Genomic DNA, 14,826 nt, shown 5'->3' with positions numbered 1-14,826 from the left:
GCCGGCCTTCGCGCACGTTGCGGGCCACCAGGTCGTCCAGGCCCGGCTCGTAGATCGGGATCTCGCCGGCCAGCAGGCGCGAGATCTTGCGCGGATCCTTGTCGATGCACGTCACCACGTGACCGAAGTCCGCAAAGCACGCCCCCGACACCAGGCCCACATAGCCCGTGCCAATCATCGCTACGCGCATGTTATCCCCTGCTCAATAAGAGCCCCGCCCAGCCGGCGGCACAAAAACACCGAGTGTTTGTCATTCGACATTCCGCGCCGAAGCGCAATCACCAACTGATGACTACTCAAAAGAAATTTTCATGTGGCCAAAGTTTGCGGCGCCCAATGATCGAGCGTCACAAACACGCAGCCGACCGTCCGGGGTCGGAACGGCTGTCAAACTTGGCCATAAAGGGCGTTAATCACCCTGACGATGAAAAGAGCAGGGTTCGAACAAGAAATATACTTACCGGCGTCGCCTATCAGGCGATCACATCGGACAAGCGCCGGCCGTCGCATTCAAACGTGCATTCGGCGGGCCCGCCGGCAAGGTTAACGGCCGCGTCGATCGGCCCCTTCCTGCGGCCTGGATGCATCCTGAGGATGCTTGCGCGGGGGCCTGGGCGGACCCAGTCTCGCATGGCGAAGCTGGACGTTTTGCGATGGATGCCCTGCCGACGCCGCTTCATGCGTCCGACGGCGCCGCCCGCCTGCAGAGGCTGAACCGGCGGTTGGAGAGGCTGCGCGAACTGGCCGAGATCCAGGCCATGCTGGCCGGCGCCGAGGTGGACGGCGAAGCCTTCATGCAGATCGTCGTCGACCGCGTGCACCACCTGCTGGGCGGCCGGGGCGTGGTGGTCGAACTGGTCGACGGCGAAGACATGGTCTACCGCGCCGTCAGCGCCGGATCGGAGGCGCATCTTGGCCTGCGCATCCCGCGCGCCGGCAGCCTTTCGGGCCTGTGCGTCGAGCAGGCCAAGATCCTGGCCTGCGAGGACAGCGAACACGACGCCCGCGTCGACCGCGAGGCCTGCCGCAAGGTAGGGCTGCGCTCGATGCTGTGCGCGCCGCTGTTCGACGGCGACCACGCCATCGGCGTGCTCAAGGCCATGGCCACGCGCACCCGCGCCTTCGGCTTCGAGGACGTCGAACTGCTGCGCCACATGAGCCAGACCCTGGGCGCGGCGATCGCCAAGCGCGCCAGCTTCAGCGCCCTGCGCCGGCTGCTTCAGGAACGCACCGCAGCCTTCGAGCGCGTCGAGCGGCGCAATCACCGGCTGGCCCTGCTGACCGAGCAGTTGCGCGAGGCCAAGGCCGAGGCCGAAGCCGCCAACCGCGCCAAGTCCGACTTCCTGGCGGCCATGAGCCACGAACTGCGTACGCCGCTGAACGGCCTGGTCGGCTTTTCCGAACTGCTGGCCCGCGACGACCTCGCGCCGGAAAGGCGGGCCGCCTATCGCGACTTCGTCCACGACGCCGCCCGCTCGCTGCTGACCATCGTCGACGACATTCTCGACCTGTCACGGGTCGAGGCCGGCAAACTCGAACTGCAGGCCGGCGAGGTCGATCCGGTCCGGCTGGTGGAAAGCTGCGTGGCCATGGTCCGCCCGCAGGCCCTGGCCAAGAGCCTGGCGATCACCACCAGCATCGGACCGCGCGCGGACCGGCGGATCGCCGGCGACGCCAACCGCCTGCGCCAGGTGCTGCTGAACCTGCTCAACAACGCCGTGAAGTTCACCGCCGCCGGCGGCGTCTCGGTGACGCTGGAGGCGACCGGCCCGCTGGACGCGCCGGCCCTGCGCGTCATGGTCTCCGACACCGGCATGGGCGTGGCCCCCGAAGCGCGCGAGCGATTGTTCCAGGCCTTCGGCCAGGCCGACGCCTCGATCCACCCGCGCTACGGCGGCGCCGGCCTTGGGCTGGCGATCAGCAAGCGCCTGGTCGAGGCCATGGGCGGCACGATCGGCTTCGACAGCGTCGAGGGCGAGGGCTCGACCTTTCGGTTCGAGATCCCCGCGACGCCCGCCCAGCCMCAGACGGCCGTCGAGCCCGCGCCGACCAGCGCCCCGCGCCTGCGGATCCTGGTCGTCGACGACACCGACATCAACCGCGCCCTGGCCGAGGCGGTGCTGGGCTCGGCCGGCCACCTGGTGAGCGGCGCGGCCGACGGCGCGGCGGGGGTGGCGGCTGTGCGCGACGGCGCCTTCGACGTGGTGCTGATGGACGTGCGCATGCCGGGGATGGACGGCCTGGCGGCCACGCGGGCGATCCGCGCCCTGCCCCCGCCGGCCGGTGGCGTGCCGATCCTGGCTCTGACCGCCAACGCCCTGCCTTCCGAGATCGCCGCCTGCCTGGAGGCCGGCATGGACGGCCACGTGGCCAAACCGATCGACATTCCCGCGCTGCTGGCCAGCGTGCGCGAGGCGGCCCGCGGCGTCAGTCCCCGATGAAGCGGTAACCGACCCCTGGTTCGGTCAGCAGGATCTTCGGATGAGCCGGATCGGCCTCGAGCTTCTGGCGCAGCTGACCGACGAACACCCGCAGGTACTGGGTGTCGTGCATGTGGGCGGGGCCCCAGACCGAGGTCAGCAGTTCCTTGTGGGTCAGCACCTTGCCGCGGCCCAGCGCCAGGCGCGCCAGCACCTCGTACTCGCGCGGCGAGACCTTCACCACCGCCCCGTCGCGGGTGACCAGGCGCTTTTCGAGATCCAGCTCCACCGCCCCGGCCCGGATCGGGCCGACCGGCGCCTGGGTGGCCGCCTTCTGGCGCAGGGCCACACGCAGCCGGGCCAGAAGCTCGCCCACGCCGAACGGCTTTTCGACATAGTCGTTGGCGCCCCGGTCCAGGGCCTCGATCTTCTCGATCTCGCGGTCGCGGGCCGACAGGATCAGGATCGGGCCGTCGTAGAAGGCGCGGGCCTTCTCCAGCACCTCCTTGCCGTCCATGTCGGGCAGGCCAAGGTCCAGCACCACCGCGTCGGGCGACCACAGGGCGATGCCGCGCAGCCCCTCCTGGCCGCCGTCGGCGCGCAGCGGGTCATAGCCGGCCGCGTCCAGCGCGGGGCCAAGGAACCGGTGAATCTGCGGCTCGTCGTCGATGACCAGGATGCGGGGGCGAAGCGCGCTCATGAACCGCTCATAGCAGATGGTGCGGGGTGGCGACGCCCTTGGGCAGGCTGATCAGCATCCGCGTGCCCTTACCGTCGTGGATCGGGCTGGCGGCGGCGATGCGGCCGCCCATGGCCTCGACGAAGCCCTTGGCGATCGCCAGCCCCAGCCCCACGCCCTGGCTGGCGTTCGGCGAGCGGTCGCTGGGATCCTGCAGGCGGCGGAACTTCTCGAACACCCGCACGAGGTCGGCCGGAGGGATGCCCCTGCCTTCGTCCTCGATGCTGATGACGACGTGGGCGCGGTCCTCGTAGGCGGCGACCTCGATGCGCGCGCCGGGCGGGCTGTAGGCGATGGCGTTCTCCAGGATGTTGACCGCCACCTGCTCCAGCAGGCTGGGGTCGGCCTGGACGAGACTGAGCGTCTCGGGGAAATCGCGCGTCAGCACCCGGCCCTCCAGGCGGCGGGCCACCCGGTCGGCGGCGGCCGCCAGCACGTCGCGCACGTCGATCCAGTCGGTGCGCAGCTTCAGCCCCCCGCCCTCGATGCGGGTCATGTCCAGCAGGTTGGCGACATAGCCGTTGAGGCGCTCGGCCTCTTCCTTGATGCCGAGGGCGAGATCGGCGCGCCCTGGCGGCGACAGCTTGTCGCCGTAGTCGATCAGGGTGGTGGCCGCGCCCAGCACCGTGGTCAGCGGCGTGCGCAGGTCGTGGCTGATGGAGTTCAGCAGGGCGTTGCGGAAGCGGTCGGAACGGCGCAGGGCCTCGGCCTCGACAGCCCCGGCCGCCAGTTCGGCGCGCTGCAGGGCCACCGCGCCCTGGTCGAGCAGGGCCAGCAGCAGGCGCTCCTCGTCCGATCCCGACGCCAGGGCCCCGGCCTCGATCCCGGCGACGCCGGCGCGGGCGCCCAGCCCCTCCAGCGGCCAGAAGGTCCAGACGGCCTGCGGCAGGGTGCCGGTGCCGGCCCCGGCGGGCTCGCCCTTCTCCCAGGCCCAGCGGGCGGCGGCCATGGGGGCGGTTCCAAGATCGGCCACATCCGGCGCCCCGGCCGCCGGCGCCAGCTCGCCGTCCTCGGGCAGGAACACCACCGCCCGCGCGCCCGAGGCGGCGGCCGCCTGCTCGGCCAGCGCCTTGGCCACCGCCGCCTTGCCCGACGCGGCCGACAGGGTGCGGCTGGCGGCCAGCAGGCTGGTCACGCTGGCCGCGCGCCGCTGCGAGCCCAAGGCCTGGTCGCGCACCCGCCCCGCCAGCCCGCCGGTGGCCAGGGCCACGGCCCAGAACACGATCAGGGTCAGCACGTCGGTCGGCGAGCCGATGGCCAGGCTGTAGCGCGGGGCCAGGAAGAAGTAGTTGTAGACGAGGAAGGCCCCCGTCGCCGCCGCCAGGGCCGGGCGCAGGCCGTGCATCACCCCCGCCGCCAGCACGGCGGCCAGGTAGATCATCCCCAGCTCCACCCGGTCGAAGGCGGTGTCCAGCGCCCAGGCGACCAGGCTGGCGGCGGCCACGAAGCCGCCGCCGGTCAGGTAGGCAGGCCAGTCGAAGCGGCGCGGCCTGGGCGCGGGCGCCTCGGCCGTCCCCTCGCCGCCGGCGCCGGTGACCACGTGGATCGCCTGGCCGTGCGCCTCGCGCAGCAGAGCCGTCGCCAGCGAGCGGCCGGTCAGCTCGCGCCATCGGGAATCCTTCGATTTGCCCCCCATTCGGCCGATGACGATCTGGGTGACGTTGTTGCGGCGGGCCCAGGCCATCACCGTGGCGACCACATCGGCCCCAGTCAGCACGACGGTGGAGCCGCCCAGCTGCTCGGCCAGCTTCAGCGCCTCGCGGGTGCGGGCGGCGGCGGCCTCGGGCGGCGGCGGACGGTCGGGACGCTCGACATGGGCCACGGTCCACGGCGCGTCCATCGTCATGTCCGACAGCCGGCGGCCGGCGCGCACGAGGCCCGCCGCCATGCCGTCGCCGCCGGCCAGGACGAGGATCCGCTCGCCCGCCGCCCACGGCCCCTCGACGCCCTTCTCGCGCATCGCCGCGACCAGCTGGTCGTCGACGGTCTGGGCCGCGCGGCGCAGGGCCAGTTCGCGCAGCGCCGTGAGGTTCTCAACCTTGAAGAAGTTCTCCGAGGCCAGCCGCGCGGTCTCGGGGACGTAGACCTTGCCCGCCGCCATCCGCTCGCGCAGCTCGTCGGGCGTGATGTCGATCAGCTCGATGTCGTCCGCCCGCGCCAGCGCGCTGTCGGGCACGGTCTCGCGCTGGCGCGAGCCGGTGATGCGCAGGACGACGTCGACCAGGCTCTCCAGGTGCTGGACGTTCAGCGTGGTCCAGACGTCGATGCCCGCGGCCAGGATCTCCTCGACGTCCTGCCAGCGCTTGGGATGGCGCGAGCCGGGCGCGTTGGAGTGGGCGTATTCGTCGACCAGCAGCAGCTTGGGCCGCCGCTCCAGCGCCGCGTCGAGGTCGAACTCCAGATAGCTGCGGCCCCGGTTCTCCACGGGGCGGCGGGGCAGCACGTCGAGGCCGCGCAGCAGGCTCTCGGTCTCGCGGCGGCCGTGGGTCTCGACGACGCCGACCAGCACGTCCTGGCCCTCGGCCTTGCGACGGCGGGCGGCGCGCAGCATCTCGTAGGTCTTGCCCACGCCTGGCGCCATGCCCAGGAACACCTTGAGGCGCCCCCGGCGGGCCTTGTTGGCGGCCGCCAGAAGCGCCTCGGGGTCGGGGCGGCCCCTTTCGGGGTATGCGGAGGGGTCGCCCGCCAACGACTAGCCGACCATCGGGAAGCGCGCGTCGAGCGCCCGGTTGACGTCCAGCACGTTGACCCGCGGCTGGCCGACGAAGCCCAGCAGCGGCGGCTTGATGGCCGCGTCGATCATCCCCAGCACCTCGCCGCGCGGCGCGTTGCGGGCGGCGGCGATGCGGGACGCCTGCAGACGGGCATAGGCCGGCGAGATGTCCGGATCCAGGCCCGAGCCGGACGTCGTGACCGCGTCGGCCGGAATGACCGCGCCGGGAAACTCGGCCCTCAGCGCGTCCGCGTCGGTCTTCTCGCGCTCGATCAGCTTGTCGTTCAGCGGACCCATGTTGGAACCGCTCGAGGCCGAGGCGTCATAGCCGTTCCCCGCCGCCGACGGACGGCCGTGCAGGTAGCCCGGCTTGGTGAAGACCTGGCCGATCAGTTCCGAGCCGACGACCTGGCCGTGCGCGTCGCGGACGAGCGAGCCGCCCGCCTGCGCCGGGAACGCGGCCTGGGCCACGCCGGTGATCGCCAGCGGATAGGCCAGGCCCAGCAGGATGGTGAAGAGGCCCATCGAAACGAGGGCCGGGCGAAGGTGCGAGATCATGACCTTCCAGCTCCTTTCCTAGAACCGCTTCGAGACGCCGACGTACAGTTGCGCGTCGGGGGTGTCGCGGTTCAATCCGAAATTGGCGCCGGCGTCCAGTTGCAGGGTCGGCGCGACGAGATAGGCGGCGGCGACGTCGGCCGAGACCTGGGTCACCGTGTCGGCGGGGTCGAAGTTGGTGCTGGTCCACAGCTCGCCGACGAGGGAGAGGCGATCGGTGACCGGGCGGGCCAGGTTGACGACATTGGTCACCGCCGCGTGGCGGCCGTCGCCGTCGGCGTCGAGCAGCAGATCGACCTGCGGCCCGAAGGTCAGGGTGGCCCCATCAAGCGCGATGCTGATCGGCGCGGCCACGCCGCCCTCCACCTCGTCGTTGCCCAGGCCCTTGGCCGCCGTCGGGATCTTCACGTAAGGCAGCAGGGCGACGGTGACCTTGTCGCCGGAATGGACGCGGGTCTTGTACCGGATCCACACGTCGCCGACGCCGTCGGTCTTGTCGTCGAGCCCCGGCCCCTTCACGCGGGCCTGAAGGTAGGGCGTCCAGGTCACCTGCAGGTCGCTGGTGTCGGTCAGGCCGTACTTCAGGGTCGTGGCGGCCACGGCGGTCGTCTCGGCCTTGATCCCTCCGGCCTTCACCTGGGTCCAGTTCACGCCGTCGGCCTCGACCTGCCAGGCGCCCTTGGGGACCGAGCAGGCGCCATTGGCCTTGGTCGGGCGATCGGTGCAGATCGGGGCCTCGTCCGCCCAGGCGGCGGTGGCGGCGAGGGTCGAGGCGGTGATCACGAGAAACGCGAACTTGCGCATTTGAATTGTCGTCTTTCGAGGAGGAGAAATCACTGGCCGCCGAGATTGGCCGCCAGGCAGACGATCCCGATCGCCACGAGGCCGAAGACCAGATCCCTGATGATCGAGCCCGGGGCGATCGGGGGTTTCATCAGGCCAGCCCCAGGGCGGAGACGGCCATGTCGATGAGCTTGATGCCGACGAACGGAGCCACCAGGCCGCCGACGCCGTAGATCAGCAGGTTGCGCGACAAGAGCTTGCCGGCGCCGATGGCGCGGTACTTCACGCCCTTCAGGGCCAGCGGGATCAGGGCGACGATCACCAGGGCGTTGAAGATCACCGCCGACAGGATCGCGCTTTGCGGGCTCGCCAGCTTCATGATGTTCAACCCGCCTAGAGCCGGCAGGGCGACCACGAACATCGCCGGGATGATGGCGAAGTACTTGGCCACGTCGTTGGCGATCGAGAAGGTCGTCAGCGCGCCGCGGGTGATCAGCATCTGCTTGCCGACCTCGACGATCTCGATGACCTTGGTCGGGTCGCTGTCGAGGTCGACCATGTTGCCGGCCTCGCGAGCGGCCTGGGCGCCGGTCTGCATGGCCACGCCGACATCGGCCTGAGCGAGTGCGGGCGCGTCGTTGGCGCCGTCGCCGCACATGGCCACCAAGCGGCCCTTGGCCTGTTCGGCGCGGATCAGGCGCAGCTTGTCCTCGGGGGTGGCTTCGGCGAGGAAGTCGTCGACGCCGGCTTCCGAGGCGATGGCCGCGGCGGTCACCGGGTTGTCGCCGGTGATCATCACCGTGCGCAGACCCATGCGGCGAAGGTCGGCGAAGCGTGCCTTCACGCCCGGTTTGACGACGTCCTTCAGGTGGATGACGCCGACCAGGACGCCGTCCTCGCTGACCGCCAGGGGCGTGCCGCCCGAGCGGGCGATGCGGTCGACGGCGGCCATCACCTCGCCGGGGATGCGCTTGGGATCGATGGCCAGGCTGCGATAGACCGCGTCCACCGCGCCCTTGCGCCACGAGCGGCCGTCGACATCCAGACCCGACTGGCGCGTGGTCGCGCTGAACGGGATGGCGGTCGCGCCGGCCGGCGCCTCCAGAGCCAGGCCCTGCTGGCGGCCCAGCTCGACGATCGAGCGGCCTTCGGGCGTCTCGTCGGCCAGCGAGGCCATGACGGCGGCGCGCAGGGCCGCGTCGGGACGCACGCCGGGGGCGGCGATCACTTCGGTGGCCATGCGGTTGCCGAAGGTGATSGTGCCGGTCTTGTCGAGCAGCAGGGTGTCGACGTCGCCGGCGGCTTCCACCGCGCGGCCCGAGGTGGCCAGCACGTTGACCTTCAGCAGGCGGTCCATGCCGGCGATGCCGACGGCCGAGAGAAGCCCGCCGATGGTCGTCGGGATCAGGGTGATGAACAGCGCGCCCAGCACCAGCGGATCCAGGGCGACGCCCGAGAACTTGCCCAGGCCCAGCAGGGTGACCACGGCGATCAGGAAGATCAGGGTCAGTCCCGCCAGCAGCACGGCCAGCGCGATCTCGTTGGGCGTCTTGCGGCGGTCGGCGCCCTCGACCATGGCGATCATGCGGTCGAGGAAGGTCGAGCCCGGCGCGGCGGTGACCCGCACCTTGATCCAGTCGGAGACGACGGTGGTGCCGCCGGTCACCGCCGAGCGGTCGCCGCCGCTCTCGCGGATCACCGGCGCGCTTTCGCCGGTGATGGCGGCCTCGTTGACGCTGGCCATGCCCTCGACGATCTCGCCGTCGGTGGGGACCACGTCGCCGGCCTCGACCAGCACCAGTTCGCCGGGAACCAGCTTGTGGGCCGGGGTCGGGATGATCGTGCCGGCCTGCTCGTCGATGATCAGCTTGGCCTTGGTGGTGACGCGGGCGGCGCGCAGGCTGTCGGCGGCGGCCTTGCCGCGGCCCTCGGCCACGCTCTCGGCCAGGTTGGCGAAGAGCACGGTGGCCCAGAGCCACAGCGAGACCTGCACCGCGAAGCCGGCCGACTGCTGGGCGGCGATGGCGGCGACGGCCGAGACCGTCGACAGCAGCGCCACGATCCAGGTCGCGAAGATCACCGGATTGCCGGTCAGCTTGCGCGGGTCGAGCTTGAGGAAGGCGTCCTTGGCCGCGCGGGCCAGGATCGGGGTCGAGAGGCCGCCGGCGAGGCTGGCGACTTTACGCCGTCCGCCCTCGCCCGCCTCGATGTCGTAGGTGGTCATGGAAGTGCGCTTTCGATCAGCGGCCGGCGACGAAGGCGAGCGCCTGGAAGTGCTCGACGATCGGTCCCAGCGCCAGAGCGGGGAAGAACTGCAGGCCGCCGAGGATCAGGATCACCCCGATCAGGAGACCGACGAAGAGGCCGCCGTGGGTCGGCATGGCGCCGGCCGTCGGGGCGAGCTTGGGCTTGGCCGCCAGGGCGCCGGCGATGGCCAGCACCGCGACGATGGGAGCAAAGCGCCCGAACATCATCGCCACGCCCAAAGTGGTGTTCCACCAGGGGGCGTTGGCCGTCAGGCCGCCGAAGGCCGAGCCGTTGTTGGCCGTGGTCGAGACGTAGGCGTAGAGGATCTCCGACAGGCCGTGGGGACCGGCGTGCATCAGGCCCTTCAGCGCCTCGGGCAGGATCGCGGCCAGGGCGGCGAAGCCCAGCATGAACAGCGGGATCACCAGCACGGCCAGCATGGCGAACTGGATCTCGCGGGCCTCGATCTTCTTGCCCAGGTATTCGGGCGTGCGGCCCACCATCAGGCCGGCGACGAACACCGCCAGCAGGGCCATGACGACCATGATGGCGATCCCCGAGCCGATGCCGCCGGGCAGGATCTCGCCCAGCTGCATCAGGAACATCGTCACCCCGCCGCCCAGCGGCATCAGGCTGGAGTGCATGCCGTTGACCGAGCCGTTGGAGGCCCCGGTGGTCATGGCCGCCCAGGCGGCGGTCGAGGGCGCGCCGAAGCGGACCTCCTTGCCTTCCATGTTCACCGAGGTGTCGACATGGGCGGCGACCTGGGCCGGCGGAGCCTGCGTCTCGGTGGCGTAGATGCTCGCCGCGCCGGCGCTCAGCAGCACCGCGGCGGCGATGACGAGGGCGCGCACGTCCTTCTTGGCCAGCACGCTGCGGCCGAAGGCGAAGAACGCCGCCCAGCCCAGCACGTTGATCGACACGGCCGTGATCAGGTTGGTCAGCGGGGTGGGGTTCTCGAACGGGTGGGCCGAGTTGACGTTGAAGATGCCGCCGCCGTTGATGCCCAGCTGCTTGACCGCCAGCTGGCTGGCGGTGGCGAACAGCGAGATCTTCTGCTCGCCGCCCTCGAGCGTATGGGCCGTGACGCCGGCGGCCAGGGTCTGGGGCACGCCCAGGGCCACGAGCACGATGGCCACGACCACGCACAGCGGCAGCAGCACCCACAGCGTGGTGCGGATAACGTCGCTCCAGAAGTTGCCGACGTCCTCGCCCTTGCTGGCGATGAAGCCGCGGGCCAGGGCCGCGGCGATGGCGGCGCCGGTGGCGGCCGAGACGAAGTTCTGCACCGTCAGCACCAGCATCTGGCTGAGCGTCGACATGGTGGTCTCGCCGCCATAGCTCTGCCAGTTGGTGTTGGTCACGAAGCTGACGGCGGTGTTGAACGCCAGGTGCGGCGATAGGCCTGCGAACCCTTGCGGGTTCAGCGGCAGCACGCCCTGCAGGCGGAGCACGCCATAGACCAGGAAGAAGCCGACGGCGTTGAAGGCCAGGAGCGCGCCGGCATAGCCGATCCAGCTCTGGCCCTTGCGCGGGTCGATGCCGCCGGCCGCGTAGAAGAGACGCTCGACCGGGGCCAGCACCGGGTCGAGCCAGGTGCGTTCGCCGTTCCAGACGCGCGACATGTACACGCCCAGCGGCCAGCCCAAGCCGACCGCCAGGCCAAGCGTCAGGGCGATCTCCGCCCATCCTTGCCAGTTCATTTGAGGTTATCCGAGGATCGTCAGAACCGGTCCGGCCGCATCAGGGCCGTGACCATGTAGGCCGCGACGACGATCGCCCCGGCCCCCCACAGCGCGTTCACGAACAGGGTCATGCGCGCCTCAATGCGACGGCGAACAGGCCGAAGAGCGCAAACAGCCCTCCGCCCAGCGCCAGGAAAACGATGTCAGCCATGTCGGCCTCCTTCCGGGTTGGCGCGGAAGGGACCACGGAGGCGCGTAAGGGCTCCATTCGGGAGATGTATGGGCCGCATAAGCGCCGCATAAAGACGAGGCGCAGATCCGGCCCAGGCGGCGCATGCTGCAATGCAGCACAAGAACAGCCGCCAGCGGCGGCCTTTCCGCCTCGCCGGAAACTAGGCCGTCAGCCTTGCGAACAAGGCGTTTTCGTGACGAGCGCCGTGATCGACGCTTATTGTGGCGCGCGCGAAACTTTGTCCTTGTTTGCAGCGCAAAATCGCGAAACGGTGGAAGCCTTCCCTCGTCGAACGCGTTCTTGGGCTCATGTCACCGCTGTTCCCCACCTTGGTCATCCTGGCCCTGCTGGCGCTGCTGGTCTGGCCCAGCGTCGAACCCCGCCTGCGCCGCCGGCTGCGCGGGCGCGGCAAGCGTCGCGGCTATTTCCGGGACTGATCACGCCGCCCCCGATCGCCCGATCCGCGCAATCGCGCGAGACCTCTTCCCTCGCGCGAGCGGAATGAGGTAAGAGCGAACTTGATCGCGTTCCGCGATCATCTTGCTCGGGGGAGCACCAATTGAAGAAGTTGATCCTGGCGGCCGTCGGCTGCCTGAGCCTTTCCGCGTGCGCGACGGTGACGCGCGGATCCAGCGACGCGTGGGAAGTCAGTAGCGATCCGGGCGGGGCGCGCGTCGAGACGACCAACGGCCATTTCTGCGAAGCCACGCCGTGCGCCATCCGCATGAAGCGCAAGAGCCAGTTCGTGGCGACGGTGACCAAGCCCGGCTACGAGCCGGCCAAGATCACCGTCACGCACAAGACGGCCGGCGCCGGGGCGGCCGGCGTCGCCGGCAACGTGCTGGTCGGCGGCGTCATCGGGCTGGGCGTCGACGCCTTCTCGGGCGCGTCGCAGGACCTGGTGCCCAATCCGGCCTTCGTGAAGCTGGAGCCGATCAAGACCGCCCAGCCCGCGACCGGCGCGACCCCCGCTCCGGCCGAAAAGGCCGCCGCCCCCGCTCCGGCTCCGGCCGCGACCCCGGCGGCGCCCCCGACCCCGGCGGGGAACTAGGTCCGAGGCGGACCCGGAATGAAGAAGGGCCGCCCCTCCGGGCGGCCCTTTGCTTTTGCACCGTCAGGATTCCAGCTCGATGTCCCAGTAGAGGTAGTCGAGCCAGCTTTCGTGCAGGTGCCCGGGCGGGAACCTGCGACCGCGATCCTGGAGCTCGTGCATCGAGGGACGCCGCGCGGTGTGGAAGGGGTGCATGCCCGCCTCGCGCGGGGTGCGCCCGCCCTTGGTCAGGTTGCAGGGCGCGCAGGCGGTGACGATGTTCTCCCACGTGGTGCGCCCGCCGCGCGAGCGGGGGATGACGTGGTCGAAGGTCAGGTCCTCGGGCGAGCCGCAGTACTGGCAGCTGAAGCTGTCGCGCAGGAACAGGTTGAAGCGGGTGAAGGCCGGCGGCCGCTCCTGCGGCACGTACTGCTTCAGCGACACCACGCTGGGCAGCTTCATCTCGAAGGACGGCGAGTGGACCACGTGGTCGTAGGTCGAGACCACGTCGACACGGTCGAGGAACACCGCCTTGATCACCTCCTGCCACGGCCAGAGGGACAGCGGATAATAGCTCAAGGGCCGGTAGTCGGCGTTGAGAACGAGAGCCGGCATGCCGGACGGGGGACGGGTCAGGACCTGCATCAGGGCCTCCCGAATCCGGGACCCGAAAGGTCCCTATGGAGCTGGTACGCGGTCGGACTGAAGACGGGCCTCCTTCCTACGCAAATCAGGGAATCGCCATTCATTCCCGGACGCACAGAAAGGATGATCCCAATCGGCGACAGAACCAAGACGAAGCTTGTGAAAGTTCGGTCCCGCCAGCCGCAATGCTCGGAAACCCACCTCCCGCCGTTCATCCCCGCGAAGGCGGGGACCCAAGCTGACTTTCAGAATGCGGCGAGACCGGGCGCTCCATGCCGGCGCCGCTTGGATCCCCGCCTTCGCGGGGAAAGACGGATAGGGGCTGCATACGCTGGCGCACGTCGCTCAGCCGCGCGGCTCCAGGCTGATCTCTCCGCGCCGAACGCCGCCGTAACAGGCCCAGAGAAGGTGCGCCGCCACGCCGCGATAGGGCTTCCAGGCCTCCGCCCGGACATAGGCGGCCTTTTCTGTCGGGCGCGCGTCCTGGCCGTCGGCCCAGCGCATGGCCTCCTGCAGGGCGATGTCGCCGCCCGGAAAGACGTCGATGCGCCCCTCGCAGAACATCAGGAAGGTCTCGGCGGTCCACCGCCCGATCCCCTTGATGGCCACGAGGGCGGCCACGGCCTGCTCGTCGGGCATGGCCTTCAGGGCGTCGAAGTCGCAGGCGCCCGACAGGTGCGCGCCGGCGATCTCGCGCAGGTAACGCACCTTGGGCCGTGACAGGCCAAGGCCTTGCAGGGCCGGGTCGTCCAGCGCCATGACGGCCTGGGGCGTCAGGTCCGGAAGACCCGCCTGCACCCGCGCCCAGATCGCCGCGGCGGCCGCCACCGAGATCTGCTGCTCGACGATCATCCGGGCCAGGCMCGGAAAGCCCCCGGGGCGCAGCCGCCACGCGAAGACAGGCGTCACCGCCTCGAGGCGGGCGAACATCGGGTCGACGGCGGCCAGATGGGCGCGCGCGGCGGCGATCAGGTCGGGCGTGGGCGCAGAGGCGGAAATCACGCCGGCGAGGAAGCCCTCGCCGGGCCGCGCTGGCAATCCGAAACTTGCGGAGGGCGTCTTGCGTCCTTCGAGGCCCGCTGGCGCGGGCGCCTCAGGATGAGGAAGTCAGTGCGACCAGGGTCCTCATCCTGAGGTGCGAGCCGCAGGCGAGCCTCGAAGGACGCAAGGCCTCAGCCGATCGAGACGATCTCGACCTCGCCGCCGGCCACCGTCGCGGTGTCGCCCACGCCCTTGCCCATCAGGGCCCGGGCCAGGGGCGAGACGTAGGACACCGAGCCCTTGGCCGGGTCGGCCTCGTCCTCGCCGACGATGCGGAAGGTCTGGGTGCGGCCGTCCTCGCGGTCGAAGGTCACCGTGTCGCCGAACTGCACGCTGGATCGTCCCGCGTCGCGCTCGACCAGCTGGGCCGTGGCGCGGCGGGCCGACCAGTAGCGCAGGTCGCGCGTGGCGCGGGCCATGGCGGTGCGGTCGTCGGCCACGCCGCCGGCCGCCTGGGCGGCGGCGTAGGCGGCGCGGGCGGCGACGAACTCGGCCTCGATCATCGCCATGCCGTCGGGCGTGACGAGATTGGGATGTTGCGAGATCGGACGATCGGGAAGGTCGGCGGCGAACGCTTCGGCGTCGCCTTCCTTGGTGAAGGCCACGCTCATAGGGGCGCTCGCGAAAAGGAAATCGGCAGGATCATCGGACGGAAACCCGGCATGTCGCGGGTCGTTCCGCCGCCTCGGCTATGACCGAGCGCGGCCCTCAGATCAAGATTGGGGGCAGATCA

The 14,826-nt window shown here is 70.5% G+C and carries 12 protein-coding genes and 1 pseudogene; 3 read left to right on the top strand and 10 right to left on the bottom strand.

Annotated elements, in window-relative coordinates; genetic code table 11:
- Window positions 1-190, bottom strand: a pseudogene (locus tag AC1DCG_RS10155) (UDP-glucose 6-dehydrogenase); the annotation flags it as partial.
- 463 nt (window positions 191-653) lie between these two features.
- On the opposite strand from AC1DCG_RS10155, the gene AC1DCG_RS10150 reads away from it, so the two are divergent.
- Window positions 654-2,441, top strand: a complete 1,788-nt coding sequence (locus tag AC1DCG_RS10150; RefSeq protein WP_477030177.1) for an ATP-binding protein — start codon at window positions 654-656, stop codon at window positions 2,439-2,441.
- Here AC1DCG_RS10150 and AC1DCG_RS10145 read toward each other — a convergent pair.
- The 6 genes from AC1DCG_RS10145 to kdpA all read right to left on the bottom strand — a co-directional run bounded on the left by AC1DCG_RS10145 (window position 2,428) and on the right by kdpA (window position 11,163).
- Window positions 2,428-3,120: a response regulator gene (locus tag AC1DCG_RS10145; protein ID WP_165257625.1), complete on the bottom strand. Its 693-nt coding sequence runs from the start codon at window positions 3,118-3,120 to the stop codon at window positions 2,428-2,430. The two genes, AC1DCG_RS10150 and AC1DCG_RS10145, sit on opposite strands and share 14 nt — an antisense overlap.
- Before the next feature lie 7 nt (window positions 3,121-3,127).
- Window positions 3,128-5,848, bottom strand: a complete 2,721-nt coding sequence (locus AC1DCG_RS10140; protein ID WP_477041472.1) for a DUF4118 domain-containing protein — start codon at window positions 5,846-5,848, stop codon at window positions 3,128-3,130.
- Between the two features lie 3 nt (window positions 5,849-5,851).
- Complete coding sequence (gene kdpC, locus AC1DCG_RS10135; protein WP_477030179.1) at window positions 5,852-6,430, bottom strand: potassium-transporting ATPase subunit KdpC; 579 nt, start codon at window positions 6,428-6,430, stop codon at window positions 5,852-5,854.
- Window positions 6,431-6,448: 18 nt separating this feature from the next.
- Window positions 6,449-7,234 carry a transporter gene (locus AC1DCG_RS10130; RefSeq protein WP_477030180.1) on the bottom strand — a complete coding sequence of 262 codons (786 nt, stop codon included), beginning with the start codon at window positions 7,232-7,234 and terminating at the stop codon, window positions 6,449-6,451.
- 130 nt (window positions 7,235-7,364) lie between these two features.
- The gene (kdpB, locus tag AC1DCG_RS10125) at window positions 7,365-9,437 is read right to left on the bottom strand and encodes a potassium-transporting ATPase subunit KdpB (protein ID WP_477030181.1); all 2,073 of its coding nucleotides are present in this window, start codon (window positions 9,435-9,437) and stop codon (window positions 7,365-7,367) included.
- Between the two features lie 16 nt (window positions 9,438-9,453).
- Entirely contained in the window at window positions 9,454-11,163 is a 1,710-nt protein-coding gene (gene kdpA, locus AC1DCG_RS10120; RefSeq protein WP_477030182.1) for a potassium-transporting ATPase subunit KdpA, read from the bottom strand.
- A 522-nt stretch (window positions 11,164-11,685) separates the two neighbouring features.
- Between kdpA and AC1DCG_RS10115 the strand changes: the two genes are divergently transcribed.
- Both AC1DCG_RS10115 and AC1DCG_RS10110 read left to right on the top strand, forming a co-directional pair.
- A complete protein-coding gene (locus tag AC1DCG_RS10115) occupies window positions 11,686-11,814 on the top strand; it encodes a hypothetical protein (protein ID WP_276611534.1) in 129 nt (42 codons plus the stop codon).
- A gap of 122 nt (window positions 11,815-11,936) precedes the next feature.
- The gene (locus tag AC1DCG_RS10110; protein ID WP_477030183.1) at window positions 11,937-12,428 is read left to right on the top strand and encodes a PEGA domain-containing protein; all 492 of its coding nucleotides are present in this window, start codon (window positions 11,937-11,939) and stop codon (window positions 12,426-12,428) included.
- Window positions 12,429-12,491: 63 nt separating this feature from the next.
- Here AC1DCG_RS10110 and AC1DCG_RS10105 read toward each other — a convergent pair whose 3' ends face one another.
- The 3 genes from AC1DCG_RS10105 to greA all read right to left on the bottom strand — a co-directional run bounded on the left by AC1DCG_RS10105 (window position 12,492) and on the right by greA (window position 14,704).
- Window positions 12,492-13,055, bottom strand: coding sequence for an HNH endonuclease (locus AC1DCG_RS10105; RefSeq protein ID WP_205691581.1), 564 nt, complete (start codon window positions 13,053-13,055; stop codon window positions 12,492-12,494).
- A 342-nt stretch (window positions 13,056-13,397) separates the two neighbouring features.
- Complete coding sequence (locus tag AC1DCG_RS10100; RefSeq protein WP_477041473.1) at window positions 13,398-13,982, bottom strand: DNA-3-methyladenine glycosylase family protein; 585 nt, start codon at window positions 13,980-13,982, stop codon at window positions 13,398-13,400.
- 242 nt (window positions 13,983-14,224) lie between these two features.
- Complete coding sequence (greA, locus tag AC1DCG_RS10095) at window positions 14,225-14,704, bottom strand: transcription elongation factor GreA (RefSeq protein ID WP_477030184.1); 480 nt, start codon at window positions 14,702-14,704, stop codon at window positions 14,225-14,227.
- Window positions 14,705-14,826 lie beyond the last annotated feature (122 nt).

The organism is Caulobacter sp. 10L414 (genome assembly GCF_056395525.1).
The sequence above is the reverse complement of the archived record's forward strand: the minus strand, read 5'-3'. Positions and strand labels throughout refer to the sequence as shown.